The following is a 24,557-nucleotide window of genomic DNA, read 5'->3' on the forward strand; positions in this document are numbered from 1 at the left end:
TCATAAGTCTATTATATACTAGAAAAGCATTTTTGAGACTACCTTTTTTATCTGTAGATGATTTTGGCTAAATCATTATAGTTATCGACCACATAATTGGCCGGTAAGTGGGACTGTTTGTTTTCATTCAAATGATTAAACCAAACACAATCAAGCCCTGCGTTTAAGGCGCCTTGAATATCAGCACTCAAGGAGTCGCCAATAACGAGTGTCCTTTTAGAATTGAATTCTCTTATATTTTCAGCGACATAATCGAAAAAGCCTTTAGAAGGCTTCACATGGCCAATCTCTTCTGAAATAAAAATTGCTTCAAAATAAGGATTCAACTTTGCATGTTCTAAGCGCGCCCTTTGAATAGCAGAAATACCGTTGGAAATGGCAAACAGACGCTTACCCTCCTTAAGACAAGCATCGAGGAAGCTTCTTGCACCTTCAATTAGCTGGGCTTGTCTGCCTATACACTTTTGATAGGCTTGAGCCAATTCTACCCCATCCCGCTGATAACCAAAGTGATCAAATAATAAGGCAAAACGACGAGAAATTAGTGTTTGCCGATCAATTAACCCTAACTCTAACTTGTCCCATAAAGAATGATTGAGCAAAACATAGTAGTCAATAAAACGAGGAATAGCTTGCTGGGGAACCCCTTCTTGGCTTAAGAATTCAAGTAAGGCTTGGTCTTGGGCTTGATTAAAATTAAATAAGGTGTTATCTAAATCAAATAATAATAATTGATAAGTCAATTGATCCTTCCTTCCATTCTTAAAGTCACTATTATGCGCTTATTATAAACCAATTTGTCGATAATATATAGCTTACTTAAGTAAATATTTAATAAATTTTTATTATTCAGCTAGACACACTCAATCATAAAAAAAGGCCGGAAAGCTATTAAAGCTTCCGGGTCATCTGTTTAAAGATCCTTTTTTAAAAGTCAACTTGATCAGGGTCGCTTTGTGTTTTCACCCCCTCTAATTGATCCAACTTTTTGCGGTCTTCTGCTTCTAGCTCAAAGTCAAAAATGTCTAGGTTCGATTCGATATTAGCCGGTGTTTTTGATTTGGGTAAGGGCAGAAAGCCTTTATCAAGCGACCATCTTAGGGCAACTTGCGCAACACTTTTCTTATATTTTTTTGCTATTTCTTCGACTGGCACTTGCTCAAAAAGACTACCACTTCCTAGCGGACTATAGGCTTCTAGAACCATATCATGTTGTTGGCAAAAATTAACTAAATTCTCTTGCGTAGTTCCCGGAGCGAGTAAGACTTGGTTAACCATGGGCTTTATCTTGACAGAGGCTAGTAAAGCAGCTAAGTGATGAACCATGAAATTGGACACCCCAATGGCTTTTAGTTTTCCATCTTGATATAATTCTTCCATCAACTGCCAAACTTCTTGATTAGCTTGCATCCATGCCTTGTCCTTGCGTAAGTGAACGGGATTAGGCCAGTGAATTAACAAAAGGTCTAAATAATCTACTTGCAACTTTTGCATGGATTCTTCCACCGCTTGTTTGGCTAGACTGTAGGAATGCTTGTCATTCCAAATTTTAGTAGTTAGAAAGATCTCTTCACGTGGAATACCTGAATCTTTAATGGCTCGACCGACACTGGCTTCATTGCCATAGACTTGAGCAGTATCAATGTGACGATAGCCTACCTTTAAGGCATGAAGGACACTTTGATAGGCTTCTTCACCTTCTTTTAACTTCCAAGTACCAAAACCAATTTTAGGAATCTTGACACCGTTCTTTAATAAATAACTTTCCATTAATCTTCCCCCTTTTGCCTACCTTAAGTATAAAACGATTAAAGCGCTTTCGCAAGTAAAGGCTTAAACACGAAAAACTCCTTCCGCTCATTTAAGCGTATGAAGGAGTTTTTCTTGTCTTATTCTATTCGATAAAGTCTTTTAATTGTTTAGACCGACTAGGATGGCGTAATTTTCTCAAAGCTTTAGCTTCGATTTGACGAATACGCTCACGCGTTACACCAAAAACCTTACCGACTTGTTCAAGGGTGCGAATATTGCCATCATCCAAGCCGAAGCGTAAGCGTAGAACATTTTCTTCACGGTCAGTTAAGGTATCCAACACATCCTCTAACTGTTCCCTTAAGAGGGCTGAAGCCGTATGATCTTCTGGACTTAAGGCGCCTTCGTCTTCAATAAAATCACCTAAGTGCGAATCGTCCTCTTCACCAATGGGGGTTTCCAAGGAGACCGGTTCTTGAGCAATTTTTAAGATATCACGTACTTTTTCAGTCGGTAAATCCATTTCTGCTCCGATTTCTTCAGGCGTCGGTTCTCTGCCCAGGTCTTGTAACAATTGTCTTTGGACTCTTACTAATTTGTTGATGGTTTCCACCATATGAACCGGGATGCGAATGGTTCGCGCCTGGTCGGCAATGGCTCGTGTGATGGCTTGACGAATCCACCAAGTAGCGTAAGTTGAGAATTTGAACCCTTTAGTATGGTCAAACTTTTCAACCGCCTTCATCAAGCCCATATTCCCTTCTTGAATGAGGTCTAAGAAGGACATACCACGACCCACATAACGCTTAGCAATCGATACTACTAAACGAAGGTTGGCTTCAGCCAGTTCTTGCTTAGCTAATTCATCGCCTTCTAAGATACGCTTGGCCAATTCGACCTCTTCATCTGCATTTAATAGATCGACACGACCAATTTCTTTTAAATACATACGAACAGGATCTGCTACCTTTATTTTTGAAGCGGCTGCTTTTTGGGCGGCTGTTAGGACTTCTTCTGGTTTAACGTCTTCTGCTCTAACCATTTGTTGCTTGGTTGGTCCACCATCATCACCTACTACCGCAATCCCTTGGTCTTCCACCTTTTGAATGAGCTTATCAATGCCATTGGCATCTAATTTATATGGAATGGCTAATTGATTGCTCAAGTCATCATAGTGAACTTGACCGAGAATTTTCTTTTCTTTTATCAGCTTTTCAGTGGCCTGGTCTAAAGTCAGCTTTAATTCATTTTTACTTGCTTTATTGTCTTTCTTTTCTTTTGCCATAAAGTAAGCCCCCTATTCTTTTGTCTTTAATTTTCTTTGCAACACCATTAAGCGATTAATCACCTCGGTTGCCTTATTGGCTTCTTGCTGTTGGTGATATTGTTTAAATTGGGTCTTTAATTCTTCTATTTCTTGTTCTAAAAAGGCGATTTGGATGGTATTTAAACAGTCGGTCATCGCTTGATCTTGATAACCAATCGGTTCAAAATCCCACATTACATTCGTTAAAAGACTATTGACTTGAACCTCTTCATTATTACCAACTATTCCTGTTAAAGGCAATTTGTTGCCTTGATAATAGTAATCCGTCAAGGCTAGAAAGGCCTTTTGTGAAAAGTCATGGTAGAGAAATGGCAGCTCATTTAATTTTTCTAAATAATTCCAAGCCTCTTGATAGTACATTAAAAAGCCTAACCATAATTTTTCACTTTGAAAGGCTTTAAAAGAATCTACTTTTAAGGCCTGCTGATCACTTTGTAATTGCGGAGGTGGTTGATGATGGTTGATAGCTGGTTGCTTTTTAGCAGTCTTTCTTTGACCTCCACTCAAGCGCAACATTCGCTCTTGCAAGAAGCTTTCTGCTATTTGAAATTCTTCAGCAAGCTCCACCAGATACAATTGTTTCTCGACGGGTGATTGGATTTTGTTTAAATCAACTAATAAACGGTCGATATATTCCGCCACAGCAGCTTTATCATCCATTTGAAAGAATTGCTTGTGATAATTTTTGAAAAAATTAAAGGAAGTTTGTGCTTGGTTTAAAAGTGTTTGGAAGGATTCTTTTCCCCTGGCTTTCAACCACTCATCAGGGTCCATCCCTCTAGGTAAAAGGATTGATTTAAATTGGGCTTTGGGAAAATCTTTTCCCAATTCAAAGGCTTTAGCTGTAGCTTTTTGCCCTGCTTCATCGCCATCAAATACAAAGAGAATTTCATTGGCTAATTTGGTCAAATAAGACAAGTGATCATGGGTCAAGCTAGTCCCCATGGTAGCTACTGCCTGTTCGAATCCTGCTTCGTAAAGTGCAATCACATCCATAAAACCTTCACAAACTATAATTTGTTTTAACTTGCGAATGGCTGGTCGTGCCAAATCAAGATTATAAACCAGCTGACTCTTATGAAAAATAGTGGTTTCAGGCGAGTTAACATACTTACTCTTGCGAGAGTCCCCTGCTTGATAGAGGCGTCCAGAAAAGGCTAAAACCTTTCCTTGATTCGATCTCAAAGGGAAGATAATCCGTCCACGAAAGCGGTCGATAATGGCTGGACTATTTTCAGCTTGGTAAAAAATACCCGAAGTCAGTAATTCTTCTTCAGTGAAAGACTGATCCTTTAAATAAGTCCATAAGAGCTCAGAATTATCAGGCGCTAACCCTAAAGCAAAGGCATCAATCGTTTCCTTCTTTAAGCCACGATCGCTTAAATAAGCATAAGCTTGATTACCATTTTCTGTAGCAGTTAAAAAGTAATGATAGAATTGACTAGCTTTTTCATAGATCGCATACAATTGTTTATCTTGATGAGGAATTGGACTATAATCATCTTCAGCTAATAAACTTGAATCCAAAGGGTAGTCTGCAAACTCTGCCACCTTAATAACCGCTTGTTTAAAGGGTAGCGATTCAATTTCCTGGATAAAACCAAAGACATTGCCCGCTCTACCACAAGAGAAGCATTTGAAGATTTGCTTTTCGGTATGAATGGAAAAGGATGGGTTATTGTCTTCATGAAAAGGGCAAGAGGCAGAGTAGCCTGGACCCCTTTTAGTCAGTTGCACATATTGACTGACAACGTCTTCGATTTTAACCGACTGCCTGATAGCATCAATCACCTCATTCGGTATATAGGCCATGGCCTGCCTCCTCTAATAAAATTTCAAGCTTGTTTTAAACAGCTTTAGTAATTGGCTTTTTAGCTTTCCACAGTAGGAAGGCACCCATCATAAATTGAATCACAATTACAAACAAGCCTTTGAGCGAATCACCCGTTAGTTGGGTAATAATTCCCAGAATGGTGGTACCTAAAACTGATGAAAATTTACCGAAAATATTATAAATACCAAAAAGCTGGTTGTTTTTCTCCAGTGGAATAATAGAACCAAAATAAGAACGACTAAGAGATTGAATCCCACCTTGAGCTGAACCTACTAAGATAGCGATGATCATAAAATCCACAAAAGAGGATAAGGATAGGGCCATTAAACAAATTAGAATGTAGGTCCCAATACCTGTAAAAAGCATAGTGCGCCTTCCCCAGCGTTTGGCTAAGATGCCATAAATAATCGAGCACGGAAAGGCAACGATTTGAACCACTAACAACATCAATATTAACTGAGTAGCTGTTAAGCCCTGGTCACTTCCGATGGAGGTAGCCATTTTGATAATCGTTCCTACCCCGTCTATGTAGAAGAAATAGCCGATTAAGAAATAAACAATCACCTTGTCTTTGGTTAGTTCCGTTAGAGTTTCTTTGAGAGAAGCTAAAGTTGAAGCGATAATATGGGGCTGCTTTGGTTGGTCCATATAGACCTGGTCGACATTTTTCCAATAAGGAATGGTAAAAACAAACCACCAAACAGCCGTTAAAAGAAAACCGATATTAACCACTACACCTTCTTTTAACCCACCTGAAAATTGTAAAAGCATAAAAATTAAGAAAGGAATCACACTTCCGATATAACCAAAACCAAAACCGGCTGAGGACACTAAGTCCAAACGGTCGCGACTGGTGACATCCATCAAGGAAGCATCATAAAAAATATTAGCAGTCGAAAAACCGACAGCTGAAAAGCCATAAAGTACCAATAGCCACTGCCAAGAAACTTGACCAATCAAAATCATCGATAGCACTGAGAAAACACCTAAGAGCGTAGCAGTGGTAAATAATTTTTTACGGTAACCAGGAAAATCTGCTAAAGTCCCTAAAAAAGGAGCCATCATAGCTACAGCGATCGTCCCGATAGCATTGGTATAACCAAGATAAGCTGTTGAATTAGCATCAGAGACCCCCGCATTGGTGGCAATACTCTTATAAAATATAGGGAATAAAGCGGTGGTGATCATTAAAGAATAGGCAGAATTGGCCCAGTCTTGTAGAATCCATGAAAATTCCTTCTTGGTATAAGTAGAACATAGCTTTTTCACTTTATTGACTCCTATTCATCCATTAATAAACTTTCAAACAAGTCTAAAATATCTTCGCGACCTTCTCCGGTTACCGATGAAAAAGTGAAAAGCGCATCGGTTGTTGGTAAATTTAAACTTTTCTTATAGAGGGATAAATGTTTATTCCATTGGCTTTTTTTGATTTTGTCCGCCTTGGTCAAACAAATGGCAAAAGGAATGTCTAATTCTTCGGCAAATTGATACATTGCTTTGTCTAATTGAGTGGGCTCGTGACGAATATCCATCAAGAGGATTAATAAACGAAGATTTCTTCTTTGCCGTAGAAAATTCAAATTCATCTTGGCCCAATTTTTACGATTTAGCTTGGAGACCCGAGCGTATCCATAACCGGGCACATCCACGACACGAAAAGCAGCGTCGTTTACCGAATAAAAGTTTAAAGTTTGGGTCTTACCGGGCTGTCCAGAGGTCCGGGCCAACTTATTACGTTGGAGGACCTTGTTAATAAAACTGGATTTGCCAACATTTGACCGCCCGGCAAGGGCAATCTCAGGCACTTCATCTTGTGGCGCTTGGGACTCTTGAACAGCTGAAATTACAAATTTTGCTTCTTTAATGTGCATTCGTCTACCCCATTTTTTATTTGCTTATCTTGCGATTACTCTTATTATAATAAGTGGCGCGACTTTTGCCCAATACCGTGTCTTTTGTGACCTTGATGCGTGAAATATCTTCTCTTTGTGGTACTTCAAACATAATATCTAACATAGTATTTTCTAAGATTGACCTTAAACCACGCGCTCCAGTGTCGCGAATAATAGCCTGGTGAGCAATTTCTTCCAAGGCCGCTTCTTCAAACTCTAGTTTGACATCTTCCATTTCTAAAAGACGTTGGTATTGTTTAACCAAAGCGTTCTTAGGTTGGGTTAAGATACTGACTAAATCTTCTTGTGATAATTGATCCAAGACCGTTAAGATGGGCAATCGTCCAATGAATTCGGGAATTAAGCCGAATTTAAGCAAGTCTTCTGAACTGGCTAATTGCATGATATTCTCATCACTATGTTGTCGGTGAGTATCCGTACCAAAACCAATTACTTTAGAGCCTAAACGTTCTTTAATCGTAGTTTCAATGCCAGCAAAGGCTCCACCTACAATAAAGAGAATTTGCGAGGTGTCGATTTGAATATAATCTTGGTTAGGGTGCTTACGCCCTCCCTTAGGTGGGATATTGGCTACCGTTCCTTCTAAAATTTTAAGTAGAGCTTGTTGGACACCTTCACCTGAAACATCACGGGTAATCGAGGTGTTTTCAGATTTTCGTGCAATCTTATCGATTTCATCCACATAAATAATCCCTTTTTGAGCACGTTCAATATCATAATCAGCAGCTTGTACTAATTTCAGTAAAATATTTTCAACGTCTTCCCCCACATAGCCTGCTTCGGTTAGGGTGGTAGCGTCCGCTATGGCAAAAGGAACATTTATAATGCGAGCCAAGCTCTGGGCTAAGTAGGTTTTACCCGAACCGGTCGGACCGATAATACAGATATTAGACTTTTGCAATTCGACATCATCGTCATCAAGGGCTTTAAAGTTGATGCGCTTATAATGATTATAAACTGCCACGGCTAAAGATTTCTTAGCTTGATCTTGGCCAATCACATATTGGTTTAGTTGATCAACAATCTCTTGCGGTTTTAACACTTTAACTGGTTCTTGCTCTTTTTCAAAGCGCATCTCTTCTTGAATGATTGATTGGCATAAATCAACACATTCGTTACAGATGAAAACATCTGGTCCAGCAATAATCTTATCGACTTCATCTTGTGATTTACCACAAAACGAGCAGTAATAATCATTGATATTTGTAGTCTTTCCCATGTTTCCTCCTTTTTGGTCTTACTTACTTAAATAAGACTAAAAAGGGACGCAAAAGTCACTTTAAAATCAGACTGTTGCGATCCCTCTTTTGTTATTTCTTCTATTTTAGTATCCTATTTTTCTTCAACAGAGTCAACAATTAAGCTCATGGCTTTCTTCAAGCGAATATCAGACTTCAACATATCTTCAGTCACATATTGTTTCACTTGATCAGTTGGCATTCCGTATTGACTGGCTAATAATTCAATTTCCTTATTAACTTCTTCTTCATTGACATCAATCTTTTCTTTTGCAACGATTGCTTCTAAGACTAAGTTCGTTTTAGTTCTTAGGTCTGCTTCTTCTGCAAACTGTTCATGGAGATCTTCACGAGAGCTACCAGAAATTTGGTAATAGAGATCTTCGTTAATTCCTTGACGCTTCAAGTTGTTTAAGAAGTGATCCATTTGACGGTGGATTTCTTCGTGAACCATTGCTTCAGGCATTTCGACGATTTCAGCATTTTCAACCGCTTGACGTAATGCTAAATCTTCAATGACCTCTTTAGCTTGCTTTTCTTTTTCTTCTTCTAATTGAACACGTACTTTATTACGCAATTCGTCCAAGCTTTCTACTTCGTCATCTGCATCTTTAGCAAATTCATCATCGAATTCTGGTAATTCTTTTGCTTTTACTTCGTGAACACGCACTTTGAACATAGCGTCTTGACCAGCCAGTTCCTCCGCATGGTATTCTTCAGGAAAAGTAACTTTAACTTCTACATCATCACCAGGTTTAGCACCTACTAGTTGATCTTCAAAGCCAGGAATGAATGAATTGGAACCTAATTCTAAGGAATGGTTTTCACCTTTACCCCCTTCGAATGGTTCCCCGTCGCGGAAACCTTCATAGTCGATTACGACAGTATCGCCTTCAACCGCTGCATCCTCTTTAACAACTAATTCTGCTAATTGTTGACGCTTTTCTTCTAAGCGCTTTTCTACATCTTCATCGCTTACCTGGCGGTCTTGTTTTTCTACTGTTAAGGCCTTGTATTCACCTAATTTAACTTCTGGTTTTAAGGTAACTTTGGCAGTAATAACCCATGGCTTCCCTTTTTCCATTGATTCAATATCAATTTCAGGTTGAGTAACCGCTTCAATCTCTGCTTCTTCCACAGCTTGTTGATAGGCGCCTGGGATTAATTGGTTTAATACTTCTTCATATAATGAAGCTTCACCATAAACATTGTTGAAGATTTGACGTGGTACTTTCCCTTTACGAAATCCAGGTACAGAGATATTTTTACGTACTTTATTGTAAGCTTTATCTAAGCCTTTGTTGATATCTTCTACTGGAATTTCAAATGTTAAAACTCCTTCATTGATAGAGCTTTTTTCAAATTTAGTTGTCATAATTATTCTTCCTCCAAGACTAGTATATAATTTACATACCCATACATTTTAACGAAATTCCCTGCTTTTGTAAACACCAAATCAATATTACCAATAAAGTCTAATAAAATTCATTTTTTGTTGTTAGACTAGGTCTTAGAATAAGTCTGAATTGAAACTAGGTATCTGACTAAAAATTCGCTATAATAAGACTTATTGAGGAGTGAGTCCATGTTTAATTATCCTGCAGGACAAGGTCCGCGTTTTAAATTTAAAAGGAAAGAAATAACATCCAAACAAAAAACACAATACGGTAGTCGAGGGATGTCCTTTGAAGAAATGATCAATCAGAGTAATGCTTATTATTTAAACCGGCAACTGGCGGTCATTCATAAAAAGCCAACACCAGTGCAGATTGTCAAAGTCGATTACCCCAAACGATCAGCCGCCCGTATTACTGAAGCCTATTTTCGTCAGGCCTCTACCACTGACTATAACGGTGTCTATCTGGGCAGGTATATTGACTTTGAAACTAAGGAAACGCGTAACAAGACCTCTTTCCCTTTATCCAATTTACATGACCATCAAATCGAACATATGAAGCTTTGCTTCCAGCAAGGAGGCATCGTCTTTTTGTTGATCTACTTTAGGGTACACGATGCAATCTATCTGATTCCCTATCCCCTGCTTGAAAATTTCTTGCAAAAAAACCAAAAGCAAAGCATCCCTTATAGTTTTATTCAAGCCCATGCTTATGCTTGTCCCCAAGGCAAATTTCCTATTTCAGTCGATTATTTAAGTGCCTTGGATGCCTACTTAGAAGAAGCCAAATAAAAAGTCTCTAATAGAAACGAGGAATAAATATGGTGACAGGAAGTCGCGTAGAAAGAAAAAAATATCATCAACAACATCCCCCTAAGAGATCAAAAACAAATTTCATGACCTGGTTCAAGCGCATTGTCATAATAGGCCTGTCTTTAGGTCTACTTACTTTAATAGCTGGTGCTGGTCTCTTTACTTATTATGCCATGTCAGCCCCTGAGATTGACCAAGACGATTTAACTGGTCAAGTCTCTTCTAAAGTCTTTGATAATAGAGGTAATTTGGTCAAAACCCTAGGTGGTAAGAACCGCGATCTAATGACAGCCGATCAAGTCCCTGAAGTCTTAAAACAAGCGGTCTTAGCCATTGAAGATGCGCGCTTTATGGAACACAAAGGAGTTGACCCTATCCGAATTGTAGGGGCGGCCATAGCCAACCTTAGAGCGGGTGACATTCGCCAAGGTGGTTCTACCATTACTCAACAGCTGGTCAAATTATCGGTTTTTTCCACTAAATTTGAAGATCAAACCTTAGAAAGAAAGGCCCAAGAAGCTTGGTTGTCCTTGAAGTTGGAGCAAGAATATTCCAAAGAAGAAATCCTCTCTCTCTATCTCAATAAATTGTTTTATTCTAACAATGTTTATGGGGCTAAAACAGCTGCTCGGTCTTTCTTTGATAAAGACTTAAAAGATCTGACTCTAGCAGAAGCTGCTCTTTTGGCTGGATTACCGCAAGCCCCTACGCAGTATGATCCCTATCTTTATCCTGAAGTCGCCCAAGAGCGTCGGGATACCGTCTTACAGGTCATGCTCAAACGTCAAATGATTAGTCAAGCTCAATACGATGAAGCTGTGGCTATTCCAGTGGCTTCCATGCTGTCTCCTTTAAATGATGATACCCTTAGTGAAATGGACTTAATAGTCGATGCCTATATCGATGTCGTCGCTCAAGAAGTTCAAGATAAAATGAACTTAAATGTCTATACGGATGGTCTAGAAATTTACACCAATCTCGATATAGACGCTCAAAAATATCTCTATCAAACGGTTCAAGATGCTAATGGCAATCTCTTCCCTAATGATGAAATGCAAACAGCTGTTTCTATCATCAATGTCGATAATGGACAGCTCACCGCCCTATCCGGTGGACGTAACCAAGAAGTGGCTATGGGACTTAACCGCACAGCCACCCTTAACCGCAGTATCGGTTCCACTATGAAACCGTTAGCCGATTATGGACCAGCGATTGAATACCTCAATTATTCAACTGGCCAAACGGTCGTTGATGAACCTTACACTTATACCTCGGGGGATGAAATTTATAATTATGATAGAGACCACAAGGGAAAACAAACACTTAGAGAAGCCTTAGTAGGTTCACGTAATATCCCGGCCTTGAAACTCTTACAAGAAGTGGGCTTAGACAAGTCTTATTCCTTCCTACAAAAGATGGATATAAATATTAAGAACAATAACCAACGCGAATTAGTTGAATCCAATGCCATTGGGGGTGAAATGACGCCCATTCAATTATCGGCTGCCTATGCGACTATTGCTAATTATGGTAACTATCATAAACCCTATACCGTTAACAAAGTCGTTACTCAAGCAGGAACCATTCAAGAATTTCAAGCGGAAAGTCGTCAAGCTATGAAAGACTCTACTGCTTATATGTTAGTGGATATCTTAAAGGGTGTTCCTGGAACCTTTGCTGAAAAAGCAGGCGTCAATGGTCTCTACCATGCTGGTAAGACCGGAACAACCAACTATTCCGACCAACAAAGAACGGAAATTGGCATTGATCCACAAAGTTTTGCTGCACCCGATGCTTGGTATGCTGGTTTTACTCCGCAATATGCCATTGCCACTTGGGTGGGCTATGATGATCCTTATAAGGCCGGTAATCAATTGAGCTATCAGGATTCACTTATTCCACAGCTGATTTACAGCCAGATGATTCAATATCTGATGCAAGAAGTCCCGATAGCTGATTGGCAAAAACCAGACTCGGTCGAAGTAGCTGAAATTGAAAAATATACCCAGCCACTGCAAAAACCAAGTCCCCAAACACCTGCCAATATGCGGTCAAATGAACTCTTTGTAAAAGGTAGTCAACCGACCCAGATTTCACCTGTTTATAAAGTATTAGCTTCACCAAGTGGTTTCGATGCGGAATACAATGAAGAGACTGAAGAAATTGAAGCCAAGTGGGAACCATTAACCATTCAAGCTAGCTTTGAGTTAAGACTGAATGGTGAAATCGTCTATTCAGGAACAGATACTGAATTTAAAGTTCCAGCACCTGCTCCTGGCTATTATGAATTAGGCTTACGCATTGTCGATGGCCATTCTGCCTCTGATCAATTAATTATTACCTTTGATTTATCTGTCGAAGAAACGACTACTAGTGAAGAAACTACCTTAGAAATTAGCGAAACGACTCTGGCTCCAGATCCTAATCCATCTGATCCAGAAGACAAACTCAATACTGTCGAAAGTATTGGCGGACCTTAGAAATTTAGGCTCCTATTCAAAAGCTTCATCCTCCCTATATAGGAAGATGAAGCTTTTATTTGTACAAAATAAAGCCTAGCTGTTCGATAAATCTCACCGATCAGCTAGGCAGGTTCTTTAGTCCTTGTTATGCCATTTTAAAATGGGTATTTTAAATTTGGATGTTTGATTGGGTTTTTCTGATTGAATACTTTGATTACGGTGGTTGTATTGCTTGCTTGCCACTATAGCCTCATCTACAGTATGAATGTTTTGTTCTTGCCAATTCAGCAGTATGCGGTCAATATACTTTAGATTAAAGACTTGACGAATAGCCGCTTCTTTAAGTGCTTGATAGACTAGATCTGGCTGATAACCATCCTTTTGAATCCATTGGTAGAGCGTTTCTAATTCTACACTTGAAAGTGAACGGCCGAATGCTTCTTCAAAGACTTGAATCAATTGTCCGGCCTTAACTTTCTGGTCAGCTTGAACTTGTTTATTGGACAGAGCTTCTGTCTGACTTGTTTTTTGGTCAGCCACTAATTGGTCTAACTTATCAAACAAGGGACGCAAGGTATAATGGTCCGTTTGTTTACCCTCTTCATCTGGTACTAATTCAATATTAAGATAGTTCTTATCTAACAAGGAATTGAGTGTTTCGTAGAGAAGGTCACTCTCCCAAGCAAATTGATTGGATAAGTTTATAATAGTATCTGCAGATTGGGACTGATTAATTTGCTTCAAGAGATAAGTAATAAATAAAAATTCATTTGAATTAAGGCCTAGTTGACCAAAGTGATCAATCAAAAGATTCGGTACCATGGTGTAACCCGTTTTCATCCAATCATAAACTGAGTTTGCCATTGGTCCAACTCCTTACTTTTTATGGGTAGAGACGGTTTAACAAACGTGGGAATGGTGATGTTTCACGGATATGTTCAATACCAGAAATCCAAGCAACAGCTCTTTCAAGACCTAAACCAAAACCAGAACAGGGCACATTACCATATTTTCTTAGATCGAGATACCAGGCATAAACGGCTGGATCTAAATTAAAGGCCTTAATATTCTCTGCTAAAGTCTCATAATCGTCGATCCTTTGTGAACCACCAATAATCTCGCCATAACCTTCTGGCGCTATCATATCGGCACATAAAACGGTTTCTGGGTTGTCAGGATTGACTTTCATATAGAAAGGTTTGATAGAGCGTGGCCAGTTGACAATGAAGACTGGTTGTTCATGTTGGTTAGCAATAAAAGTCTCGTGTGGTGAACCGAAATCATCGCCCCACTCAATATCATCAAAACCATTATCTTTTAATAATTGAACGGCCTCAGTGTATTCAATACGTGGATAAGGAACTTGAGTATACTTTTCAAGCACATCAATATCACGCCCTAGTGTTTCCAAGGCCATGCTGCAGTTGTCAATCGTATTACGTACCAAGTAAGCCACATATTCTTCTTGGACTTTTAAGCTTTGTTCGTGGTCGGTAAAGGCCATTTCAGGCTCCATCATCCAGAACTCAATCAGGTGACGGCGAGTTTTAGATTTTTCCGCTCTAAAAGTTGGTCCGAATGAGAAGACTTTACCAAAGGACATAGCGGCTGCTTCCATATATAATTGACCAGATTGAGAAAGATAAGCATCTTCTTCAAAATACTTAGTGTGGAACAGTTCAGTGGTTCCTTCCGGTGCTGACCCAGTTAGAACGGGTGGGTCAATCTTAATGAAGCCACGGTCATTATAGAATTCATAAGTTGCACGGATAATTTCGTTACGAATTTGCATAATGGCATGCTGGCGACTAGAACGCAACCATAAATGACGGTGATCCATTAAAAAGTCTGTCCCGTGTTCTTTAGGTGTAATTGGATAGTCATGACTTTCGCCGATCACTTCCACTGAATGAACTAAAAGTTCATAGCCTAAAGCAGAACGGTCGTCAGCTTGAACAGTTCCGATTAGTTTTAGACTTGATTCCTGCCCCAAGCTCTTAACAGTATCGAATACTTCATCTCCCACTTCAGCTTTTAAGACGATTCCTTGGAAGTAAGTCTTGCCGTCACGTAGTTGTAAAAAGGCAATTTTACCGGAAGAGCGTTTGTTTGTTAACCAAGCGTTAATTTGTACTTTTTGGTTTAAGTGTGATGCCGCTTGGTTCATTGTGATAGTTTCCATTTATTTTCCTCCTACTTATATGTTTGATATGGTTTGAATCCACTTGCCGGTCTTGGCAGAGAGTAGAAAATAAGTGATGGTGTTGTTGTCATTCTTTAAAGTCATTTCCCAGACAGGTTCCGATTGATAAAGACCTAAGCGAGCTTGCATAATCTTTGGCTCTTCAATTTGGCTAGCTGTCACGGATTTTGCTTCTTCTTCAGTAAATAATTCGTTCACTGAATAGTAATGAATGTCTCCACCTTCTCGTTCAATAATAGCATAGTGTTGCTGATTATTCTCGTCAAAAAAATCAAGAGCAAAGGTTGCTTGATCAATGGTGGTCCAATAAAAATTATTAACCTTTTCTACCGCATAATCATATGTCACTAAAGCGATTGCTTCTTCTTGAGCCAAGTTATAAGCTGTCTGACTTTTCATAAAAACAGCTAATAAGGCTATCATGATTGACAAGGTGATGAATGTCAAGATTGAAACTGTCCGTTTACTCATAAGTTTCTATGCTTCCCCTCTAAAATATTCTATTCCTTATTGTAAATTAAATTCTACCAGATGTTCAAGCTTCTGTCTGATTTCTTTAGAATAATATTTGGTAAAGACACGATCGTCTAACAAACAGAAATTTTGACAGTTAAAGTGGCGGTCTAAATAGTCGAAAGCAATGGCAAAATCGACTAGCATTCGATCGATTAATAAGTGATCAAAGATTAGTTCGAAAGGCAGATTCAAGTGGTCTGCTAATGCTAAAATATAAGCATCTTCTAACGATCTAAAAGGTAAGCGCAGCCAGAATATATGGCAAGGTCGCTTATCTAACAGCCAGTTTTCATTTAAGAGCGACTGCCATTGAATGACTAAAATGGTATCACAATCATCCATAGCCAACCGTCTGATTTTATTTAAGGATCCAGATACATGTTGACCCAACAATCGAACTTGTTCTTGATCTTTTAACTTGCCTTTTATTTGGCGATAAACATCAATAGCTTGCTGGCGATTGTTTACAATAATCAGACTTAAGGGTGGCAGCTGATCAGCTTCAATGCTTTCAAGCAAGTTTTCACCGATTAAGCGACCTTGCTCTTGATTTCTTTGAGAATCTTGACTTTTTTTAGCAATCCAATCGAATGGTACGTCAATGACTAACTTTTCCATTGGTTGTGGTAATTGCAAGTAGTTGTATAGATCGAGTCCTAACTGATAATAACTCCCGCTATTTAAGCGAAAATGCAGATCCCCTGGACTAAAGAGTAAGACTTGTTGAAAGCTTTCAAAGGCATGTTGATATTCTTGAACTAAACGAATGGGTTTCCATGTCAGTTGGAATTGATAATAACGATCTTCTATTTGGCTGACACGAATAGTTAAATAACCTTCGGACTGACTAATTTTAGCTTGAAAGTTATCTAAATTATTTAAAAAGGCCTGTAGGTGCAGCATTTTTATCTTAAGATGATGTGGCTTGCTTGCTAAAAGATCTTTTAATGCTTGTTCTTGAAGCAGTGTTTTTAAAGCCTTATGCATTTGCTGTTGAATGCTTAAGATAGCTCGAGTAGTTGACAAGGACACCTTGACTTCTCTGCTGGACTCCCGCTCAACCGCTCGGAAGTGGTGATTTTGAATTTCACTTTCTAAAAGATTCAATACTTGCCGGATTAGATTAATTAAATGATCCATTCTTAAGATTGAAGCTTGAATAGCAGCATGCGTTCGATCCTGATGATATAAGATATCCAAGACTTGTTGGCACAAAATTAAGAGTTGACTATAAGCCAACTGTATTTGGTGGAAAAAGGACAATTGTCTGCTTAATAGACTGAGATTATCACACACTAGGAGCTGCTGTTTACTAAAACTGCCCTCTTGACTCGCTTCTTCCATCAAATAGCTGGTTTGAGTCAGTACGACTGCTTGTTTATCATGATTGGATAAAGCTTTTTGGTAAAAATAGGAGGCTCGATAATTGGGATAAAGCCCATGATTAAAGCGATTAATTTGATCGCTAATCTTCAATTCTTGGTTCATTTCCATCAGTAAGCCTGTTTGGGTCTCTTCTAGCCAGACTAAGGTTGAAGCAATCACTAAAATTTCTTGCTGATTTAATTGAGAAATCACCACTTGATCAAGGTAGCGTTTAAAATGATCTAAATGTAAATATTGACTCGGTCTCAATAAGTAAGAAAAAGGGATTTCTTCTTGCTTGAAGAAAGTAGCCCATTCTTCGAGAGCCGATTGACTAGAAACAGCTAATACCAGCGAAGACTTATTTTTAGCTAAAACTTCAAGCAACCAATATTTTACCACTAGTGGATCAATTGGCCGCCATTGTCCTTCTACTACTAATCGATTTGTAGTCTGCATTTTTTCTAACAACCAATTAATTTGAGCTTTTGCTTTCGTACTTAGAAGATTTTCTTGATCAAATGGTGGTTTTTTATCTAATTGAGTGTCTGCTGCTTGATTGAGTATGAATTGCTGCGGTTGTTGAAAGAAAATAATTTCCTGCTTATCTAAAGCCTGAGCTAAATCCAATAAGAGGGTTTGTGTTTTACTAGGCAGTTGCATCCACTTGCTAGCCATCGCATTTAATATTTTTGCGGTTATTTTGGCATCTGCTAAAGCTTGATGCGCCTGGTTAAAGGGAATGTCTAAATAGAAGCTTAAATCTGTTAAATTGAATCCTGTGGCCTGAGGGAAGATAATTTTAGCTAACTTGACGGAATCGATGGCCAAAGGGTTAAAATCATAGCCACACGCTTGGAAATGGTGTTGCATAAAGGTCAAGTCATGGTTGAGATTATGCGCTACAAAAAGACAATCTTCTAAACGCTTGAACCATAAGTTTGCAACTGATTCAAAAAGAGGTGCTTGATCAACCTCTTCTTGTGAGATACCGGTTAATTGTTGGATGTTTTGTGGGACCTCACGTTCAGGATTAATCAGCATTTCATATTGACCAATGATTTGACCTTGATCAATAAGAACCGCCCCAATTTGAATAATTCGGTCTCCACTGTCTAGACGTGGTCCGGTTGATTCGAGGTCGACGATGGCATATTTCATGAAGTCCCTCCTCTCTTTTAATATATTTATTGGTCTTTGAGCCAGTCAATAATGGCAGCGGTTTGGTTAGTTAATTCTCCTCTAATAACCTTTGCTTCGATTTGATCGAGCAATTGACCAATCACCGGCCCGCCTTTTGCCATTTTAAGTGCTTGCATAATTTGCTTACCATTAATGGCTAGTTCTTGCCGCTTTCTAATAGGTAAATTACTTATTAAAACTTCTATTTCTTTTTTGGTAGCCATTTGATCAGTGATTTCTAAATAAGTATTCATTTGATCAATCACTTCTTGAGCATAGCCATAGACGGTTTCGATGGTGAAGGTCTGCTGGCTAATTTCATGGTCAAGCTTTAAAAAAGCGACTACTTGCTCCATTAAACGATTAGATAAGGTCCACTGCTTCATCAAGTGTCTTTGAGTCTTTTCTTCATTAATTTCCATTCCCTTTAATAGCAAGGACCAAGTGATAAGTGGACTAAGCCCTGCTTGTCCTGTTGTTTGATTTACCAAGTAAGTCAAACCTTCTACATAATCAAATTGATTGGCTTGAGGGAAAGCTTGGTCTAGCTTAGCCTTTTTAAAGGATGAAATGGTTTGTGTTAAATAAGACCCTGCCATCATCTTTTCTAATTCAATGCGGATGCGTTCAATGGAAATTTTAGACAGATTGCTAGCTAATTGGCACATGGCTTGGAAAGTTTTTTCTTCTAATCGAAAGCCTAACTGAGAGGCAAAACGAATGCCACGCATGATTCTTAAGGCATCTTCTTGAAAACGTTCCAATGGCTCGCCGACAGCCCTCAGCAACTTATCTTTCAAATCTTGATAGCCCCCATGAAAATCATATAAATTGCCCTTGGCGTCTACTGCCATGGCGTTGATCGTGAAATCTCGTCTCAAAGTATCTAACTCAAGATTTCTGACAAATTCTACATGGTCGGGCCTTCGATAATCCGAATAAGTCGATTCGGTACGGAAAGTAGTTATTTCATAAGAGTTTCCTTGATATAAAACCACAATGGTGCCATGTTGGATGCCTACATCAAAGTGTTTGGGAAAGATGGTTTGAATTTCTTGAGGAAAGGCGGAAGTCGCAATGTCAATATCCCCTATTGATTTTTCTAATAGCACATCGCGAATGGCCCCTCCAACAAAATAAGCCTCATAGCCATGAGACTCAATTTTTTTTAATACAGGAATAGACGCTTGAAAAAGCGAATCCTCTAAAGATATTTGCATGCTATCACTCCAAACCGGATTGAAATTGATCAAGCCATTGCTCAATTTGATCGTAATTATTTGTTTCTAAAGCACCGTCAATCTTTTCCATGATCATTTGTTTATAAGCTTGGCGACTAATTTGATGTAAGCTTTGATTGACTTGATCTAAAGCCTTCATTTGGATGGGGACAAATGGATTTTCTTTTAAAAGACCTCTTTGCATCGCCTCTAGTTGATAATCGGCTAAATCAAACTCTATGTAAAAGCTTTGACCCTTTTTAAGTGAGTTCAACCGGAAATCGTGAAAGGCTTGATCAATCTGATGGTAGATATAATCTTCTTTATAATAGACCAAGGGGGGCTCTTGCAAGGGGGGATAGGATATCTTTATTCCTCTTGGAGCATAGATGACATCATGCGAAAACTCAACCCATTGCAGCTCACTAGGCCTCATTTGTAAATAGGCTAAAAAGATCATTATCTCGCGATTGGGATGAGGATGGTTGAGAATCATCCAATTTAAAAATAAGTGTTTATCTTGAATATTTTCCATGGTCTTACCTCCCTCATGAGTTTTTAAGATTGACTAGAGATTGGACAATTGCTGGATCATGTCAGGTAAATCTTTAGCAAGAACTTGTTGATCCCATGCTAGATCTAAATAAGCCTTAGCTTGCTCTTTTTGTCCTTGATGAAATAAGATTTTGCCTTTTAAATAGGCCAAAAGTGACTCGTCAATGGCTTGTAAATCAAATTTTTCCATAAACAAGTTTGCCTGTTGATAGTCTTTTTGATCAAGATAATAAGCCACATAGGCCGAGAGAACTAAGAATTGATCCTCAGCATTATCCAATAAAGGGTAGTAATCCTCCAATAATTGAATGAGCTTGGCTGTAAAGACTCCCATTCGATCAGCCAAACGCAGGCAATCCATAACCACTCCATCATATGGAGGTAGGCTTTTTAATAGTTGATCTAACTGATTGGCAAATCGGCTAGTTTCTTGTAGATAGGTTAAATTTTCTAATTGTAAGAGTCTTAATTCAAAATGGTCGGGATCGATTTGAAGGCCTAACTCGCAGAAATGATTTGATCGATTGAAATCATTAATTTGGGCATAAAAATGCGCCAATAAATAACATTCATCAGCTGTTTCAATCGTCAAATCTTCATTATCTTGATCAAATAATGCACTGATTTTTTCAGTGTCGATTCTCTCACTACTTAAATAAAGGGCTAAGAGATCTGTTCGCCATTGGCGCCTTAAAGAATCATCCTCTGAGATAAAATATTCCATTAAGGTCTCAAGATAGTAGATTGCTTTTTCATTAATAGCCTGCATGCGATAGAATTCACTCATTTGATGATAAGCTCGATAATCTCTTGGATGGTCGTTAATGATAGCTTGTAATTCTTTGCGCGCTTCATTTAAGTGTCCTAGCTTAAGATTGACATCCGCTAGCAATAAGCGACCTTCTAGGTCCAAGTCTTGCTTATCGACTTTATCCAACCATTGATAAGCCCTGTCATATTGACTAACTGCGGAATAACTATACCCTAAAAGAAAAGCTAACACTGAGGACGGAAATTTTTGATAAAGAGCTTCATAAGCTTGAATCTGCAGATGTCGGTAGCCTGATTGACCCCAAAAAGCCATTCGGTCTAATATTTGCGCTAAAAAAACTTCATCCATTCCATCCATTCTTTTTAAATGGCGTTTAAAGAGCTTATATTGCTCCTCAATCTGATTAGTAGACTCCATTAAGCTGAAAAAATTATCCATTTTGGTTCCCTCCATGTCTAGCCTATTATACCATGCTAGACAAAGACAACCAAATAGATCATCCCTTTGAATCTATTTTCATATTACTATTAGAGGATAAAGACTGATAAATAAAAAAGTGATGAAAGCCAGAAACTTTCATCACCAATCTAATGCTTAATTATTTAACTGCCTCTTTTAAAGCTTTACCAGCTTTGAAGCCAGGAACTTTAGTGGCTGCAATCTCAATTTCTTCACCAGTTTGTGGGTTGCGTCCTTTACGAGCTGCACGATCGCGAACTTCGAAAGTTCCGAAACCAATAATCTGAACTTTTTCACCTTCAGATAAAAATTCTTGAACTGATTCGAATAATGCTTCAACAGTGGCTGTTACATCTTTCTTTGTTAAGTTAGTTTTTCCAGCTACACGTTCTACTAATTCTGCTTTATTTGCCATTAATAAATCTCCTCCTTTATTTCTATAGATTGGAAAATAATCATCTGTTGATTATTTCTTGTATAGAATAACATAACATCAAGGTTAAGACAACGAATTGACCTTGATTTTACAACAAAATCTTCCTATCTCTTAATTTCGATTACGAATAATTAGATTGAGCGGTGTACCGTCAAAATAAAAGGAATCACGCATCCTGTTCTCTAAGAATCTTACATAAGAGAAGTGCATTAATTCTGTATCATTAACAAAGACGACAAAGGTTGGTGGATTGACAGCCACTTGAGTCATATAATAAATCTTAAGCCGACGTCCCTTATCAGTGGGTGTAGGGTTCATGGCAATCGCATCCATCAAAACATCATTCAAGACCGAAGATTGAATGCGACGATAGCGGTTTTCATAGATTTCTTCCAAAATAGCCGGTAGTTTCTCTAAGCGTTGGCCCGTCTTGGCAGAAACGAAAAGAATGGGCGCAAAAGATAAGTATTGGAATTCATTCCGGATATCATCGGTAAATTTCTCAAATAATTTGTCGGTCTTATCGACGGCATCCCATTTATTGACTAAAATAACCATGCCCTTATTGGCTTCAAAAGCGTATCCTGCTACCCTCTTATCCTGTTCACGAATGCCAGTCTCTGCATCGATTACTAGACAGACAATGTCTGAACGGTCAATGGCTGATAAGGCTCGCATGACAGAATATTTTTCGGTATTTTCATAAACCTTGCCTCGCTTACGAATACCTGCTGTGTCGATTGCTGTAAAATGGCGTCCAGATTGACTAACAAAATCGGTATCGACTGCTTCACGGGTTGTTCCCTCAATATTGGATACAATCACACGTTCTTCTTGTAATAAGGCATTAACCAGGCTAGACTTGCCGACATTTGGCCGTCCAATAAAAGAAAAACGAATGCGTTCGCGATCATCTGCATCCGGACTATCGGCTGGGAAGTGCGAAACTAATTGGTCTAATAAATCTCCTGTTCCGGTTCCGTGCGAAGACGATATGGGATAGGGATCGCCATGACCTAAAGCATAAAATTCATAGACTTGCTGCCTTTGTTCTGGATTGTCCGCCTTATTGACTGCTAAAACCACCGGTTTATTGGTGCGGTGTAAATAATGGGCTATGGCTTCATCCGCATCGGTGACGCCTTCTCGACTTGAGGTCATAAAAATAATAACGTCGGCTTCTTCCATTGCAATTTCAGCTTGGTATTTAATTTTATGCATGAGGGGTTCATCACTCATATCAATACCCCCGGTATCAATCAGTCGAAATTCACGACCTAACCATGATCCTGTTGCATAAATTCGATCACGCGTCACCCCTTCATAATCGGCTACAATCGAAAGACGATCGCCAATTAAGCGATTAAATAAGGTGGACTTACCGACATTCGGTCGGCCCACAATAGCCACTACTGGTATTTCCATACTTTCACCTCCATAAATTAAAAACCAATTGTTTCTTCCATTAAGCTAATCAGCAAAATGGAAGAAACAATTGGAGTAAGTAATGTTATTAGAATCGATTACTCAGCATCGTCTTGTAAAGACTTGAATGCATCGCCTAACATGTCACCCAATGTGAAGCTTCCTTCATTGGCTGCATCATTAATTGAGTTAGTGTTTTGACGGGCTTGGTTAGAACGGTTAGCTGTTTGATTATTTGAATTACGGTTTCTTCTTGGACGACGTGGACGATCTGAATCATTTGATTCTTGACGTTCGCGACGAACTGGTTCTTCGTAACCTTCAGGCTTGTCTAATAAAGCTTTAATGGAAAGGGATAATCTTTGAGCTTCTGCATCTGTTGAAAGAACTTTCACTTCAACTTCTTGGCCTTCAGTTAAACGATCTTGAGGAGTTTCAATATGCTCATGAGCAATTTGAGAAATATGTACTAAACCTTCAACACCAGGGAATACTTCCACAAAGGCACCAAAGTTAGTTAAACGTTTAACAGTTCCTGTATGTACAGAACCTTCTGGTGCTTTTTCTTCAATATTTTCCCAAGGTCCTTCTAAGGTATCCTTGATTGAAAGTGAAATACGTCCTTCTTCCTTGTCGATTGACAAGATTTTAACTTCAATTGTTTCACCAACAGTTAATTTATCACTTGGATGTTTAACGTGTTCGTGAGCGATACGGCTGATGTGAACCAATCCGTCAACGCCACCTAAATCGATGAAAGCACCGAAGTTAGTTAGACGAGCTACTTTACCTTCTACAATTGTATTTTCTTCTAATTCTTCCATGCGTTGAGCACGTTCAGCTTCACGTTTTTCACGTGCAATTTCTTTATGAGATAAGATTAAACGGTTGTCGTTTTCATCAATTTCAATAATCTTGAACTCTAATGTTTGACCCTTATAAGGTGAGAAGTCATCCACAAAGAAATCTTCTACCATTGAAGCTGGTACAAATCCTCTAACGCCAGCGTCAACTACTAAACCACCCTTAACAACATCTTTAACAGGTGCTTCAATTGTTTCGCCATTTTCTGATTTTTCTTTTAATTCTGCCCATACTTTTTTAGCATCGACACGTTTTTTAGATAATAAGAAGTTGCCATTTTCTTTATCTTGGATTGGCTTGATAACTACTAATTCGATTTCATCACCAATTGCTACAACTTCAGTAGGATCTTCAACGCGTGTTGCAGCTAGTTCGTTAGCTGGGATAACCCCTTCTAATCCACCACTGTTTTTAATTGCTACACGTACTTGATTATTTTCATCAAAAGCTAAAACATCACCGTAAACGGTATCGCCACTTTTAATATCTAAGACACTATCTAAAGCATCTTCCATTGTTTCAATAGTTTCTGAACCATTGCTTTCTTCTACTTGAGTAGTCTCAACCTCTTCCGTTGCTTCTACTTCTTCATTTACTTCATTATTCTCAACAAACTCTGACATTCTACCCGTTCCTCCTAAGCGTTACCTATAAAAATTGTTACTTACATAGAGTCTACTAATAGACACTATGCAAGCACTCTAAGAAACATTATAACAAAAGAAAGGGATATCGTCTAGCGAATATTGCGAATAAGGCCGATATTATTCTAGAGTTGTCAAACATATGTTACACAAGGTGCTTCTAAATGGGCATGCTTAT

Annotated in this window: 20 protein-coding genes; 2 read left to right on the forward strand and 18 right to left on the reverse strand. The window is 38.7% G+C overall.

Features of this window, described 5'->3' with window-relative positions:
• Positions 1–47: 47 nt before the first annotated feature.
• From ACQV2G_RS01350 to tig, 8 genes are all read right to left on the reverse strand, one after another.
• Complete coding sequence (locus tag ACQV2G_RS01350; protein WP_428875882.1) at positions 48–743, reverse strand: YjjG family noncanonical pyrimidine nucleotidase; 696 nt, start codon at positions 741–743, stop codon at positions 48–50.
• Between the two features lie 184 nt (positions 744–927).
• On the reverse strand, positions 928–1,770 hold the full coding sequence (locus ACQV2G_RS01355; protein WP_428873635.1) for an aldo/keto reductase: 843 nt from the start codon (positions 1,768–1,770) through the stop codon (positions 928–930).
• 124 nt (positions 1,771–1,894) lie between these two features.
• Entirely contained in the window at positions 1,895–3,037 is a 1,143-nt protein-coding gene (rpoD, locus tag ACQV2G_RS01360; RefSeq protein ID WP_428873634.1) for an RNA polymerase sigma factor RpoD, read from the reverse strand.
• Between the two features lie 12 nt (positions 3,038–3,049).
• The gene (gene dnaG / locus ACQV2G_RS01365) at positions 3,050–4,891 is read right to left on the reverse strand and encodes a DNA primase (protein ID WP_428875884.1); all 1,842 of its coding nucleotides are present in this window, start codon (positions 4,889–4,891) and stop codon (positions 3,050–3,052) included.
• A 34-nt stretch (positions 4,892–4,925) separates the two neighbouring features.
• On the reverse strand, positions 4,926–6,182 hold the full coding sequence (locus ACQV2G_RS01370; RefSeq protein WP_428873632.1) for an MFS transporter: 1,257 nt from the start codon (positions 6,180–6,182) through the stop codon (positions 4,926–4,928).
• A gap of 11 nt (positions 6,183–6,193) precedes the next feature.
• Entirely contained in the window at positions 6,194–6,787 is a 594-nt protein-coding gene (yihA, locus tag ACQV2G_RS01375; protein ID WP_428873631.1) for a ribosome biogenesis GTP-binding protein YihA/YsxC, read from the reverse strand.
• 16 nt (positions 6,788–6,803) lie between these two features.
• Positions 6,804–8,048, reverse strand: a complete 1,245-nt coding sequence (gene clpX, locus ACQV2G_RS01380; RefSeq protein WP_428875885.1) for an ATP-dependent Clp protease ATP-binding subunit ClpX — start codon at positions 8,046–8,048, stop codon at positions 6,804–6,806.
• A 113-nt stretch (positions 8,049–8,161) separates the two neighbouring features.
• Positions 8,162–9,442, reverse strand: coding sequence for a trigger factor (tig, locus tag ACQV2G_RS01385; protein WP_428875886.1), 1,281 nt, complete (start codon positions 9,440–9,442; stop codon positions 8,162–8,164).
• A 210-nt stretch (positions 9,443–9,652) separates the two neighbouring features.
• On the opposite strand from tig, the gene recU reads away from it, so the two are divergent.
• Together recU and ACQV2G_RS01395 are read left to right on the forward strand one after the other, a co-directional pair.
• Positions 9,653–10,255, forward strand: a complete 603-nt coding sequence (gene recU, locus ACQV2G_RS01390) for a Holliday junction resolvase RecU (protein ID WP_428875887.1) — start codon at positions 9,653–9,655, stop codon at positions 10,253–10,255.
• Positions 10,256–10,284: 29 nt separating this feature from the next.
• Positions 10,285–12,756: a transglycosylase domain-containing protein gene (locus tag ACQV2G_RS01395; RefSeq protein ID WP_428875888.1), complete on the forward strand. Its 2,472-nt coding sequence runs from the start codon at positions 10,285–10,287 to the stop codon at positions 12,754–12,756.
• A 117-nt stretch (positions 12,757–12,873) separates the two neighbouring features.
• Here the strand turns inward: ACQV2G_RS01395 and ACQV2G_RS01400 are convergent, their stop codons facing one another.
• From ACQV2G_RS01400 to rpsA, 10 genes are all read right to left on the reverse strand, one after another.
• Positions 12,874–13,602 (reverse strand): DnaD domain-containing protein, encoded by a 729-nt coding sequence (locus ACQV2G_RS01400; protein WP_428875889.1) that lies wholly within the window; start codon positions 13,600–13,602, stop codon positions 12,874–12,876.
• Between the two features lie 19 nt (positions 13,603–13,621).
• Positions 13,622–14,920, reverse strand: coding sequence for an asparagine--tRNA ligase (gene asnS, locus ACQV2G_RS01405; protein ID WP_428874784.1), 1,299 nt, complete (start codon positions 14,918–14,920; stop codon positions 13,622–13,624).
• A gap of 15 nt (positions 14,921–14,935) precedes the next feature.
• Positions 14,936–15,412, reverse strand: a complete 477-nt coding sequence (locus ACQV2G_RS01410; protein ID WP_428873705.1) for a hypothetical protein — start codon at positions 15,410–15,412, stop codon at positions 14,936–14,938.
• 36 nt (positions 15,413–15,448) lie between these two features.
• On the reverse strand, positions 15,449–17,983 hold the full coding sequence (locus tag ACQV2G_RS01415; protein WP_428875891.1) for a 3'-5' exonuclease: 2,535 nt from the start codon (positions 17,981–17,983) through the stop codon (positions 15,449–15,451).
• Between the two features lie 26 nt (positions 17,984–18,009).
• Positions 18,010–19,224: a CCA tRNA nucleotidyltransferase gene (locus ACQV2G_RS01420; protein ID WP_428875893.1), complete on the reverse strand. Its 1,215-nt coding sequence runs from the start codon at positions 19,222–19,224 to the stop codon at positions 18,010–18,012.
• Positions 19,225–19,228: 4 nt separating this feature from the next.
• Positions 19,229–19,759: a YpiB family protein gene (locus tag ACQV2G_RS01425; RefSeq protein WP_428873708.1), complete on the reverse strand. Its 531-nt coding sequence runs from the start codon at positions 19,757–19,759 to the stop codon at positions 19,229–19,231.
• A gap of 33 nt (positions 19,760–19,792) precedes the next feature.
• Positions 19,793–20,989, reverse strand: a complete 1,197-nt coding sequence (locus tag ACQV2G_RS01430; RefSeq protein ID WP_428875894.1) for a tetratricopeptide repeat protein — start codon at positions 20,987–20,989, stop codon at positions 19,793–19,795.
• A gap of 160 nt (positions 20,990–21,149) precedes the next feature.
• Positions 21,150–21,425 (reverse strand): HU family DNA-binding protein, encoded by a 276-nt coding sequence (locus ACQV2G_RS01435; RefSeq protein ID WP_428873710.1) that lies wholly within the window; start codon positions 21,423–21,425, stop codon positions 21,150–21,152.
• A gap of 132 nt (positions 21,426–21,557) precedes the next feature.
• Positions 21,558–22,871 carry a ribosome biogenesis GTPase Der gene (gene der, locus ACQV2G_RS01440; RefSeq protein WP_428873711.1) on the reverse strand — a complete coding sequence of 438 codons (1,314 nt, stop codon included), beginning with the start codon at positions 22,869–22,871 and terminating at the stop codon, positions 21,558–21,560.
• 98 nt (positions 22,872–22,969) lie between these two features.
• The gene (gene rpsA, locus ACQV2G_RS01445) at positions 22,970–24,250 is read right to left on the reverse strand and encodes a 30S ribosomal protein S1 (RefSeq protein WP_428875897.1); all 1,281 of its coding nucleotides are present in this window, start codon (positions 24,248–24,250) and stop codon (positions 22,970–22,972) included.
• Between the last annotated feature and the right edge of the window lie 307 nt (positions 24,251–24,557).

The sequence above is a fragment of the Facklamia sp. P12955 genome (assembly GCF_050409565.1).
Taxonomy (GTDB): domain Bacteria; phylum Bacillota; class Bacilli; order Lactobacillales; family Aerococcaceae; genus Facklamia.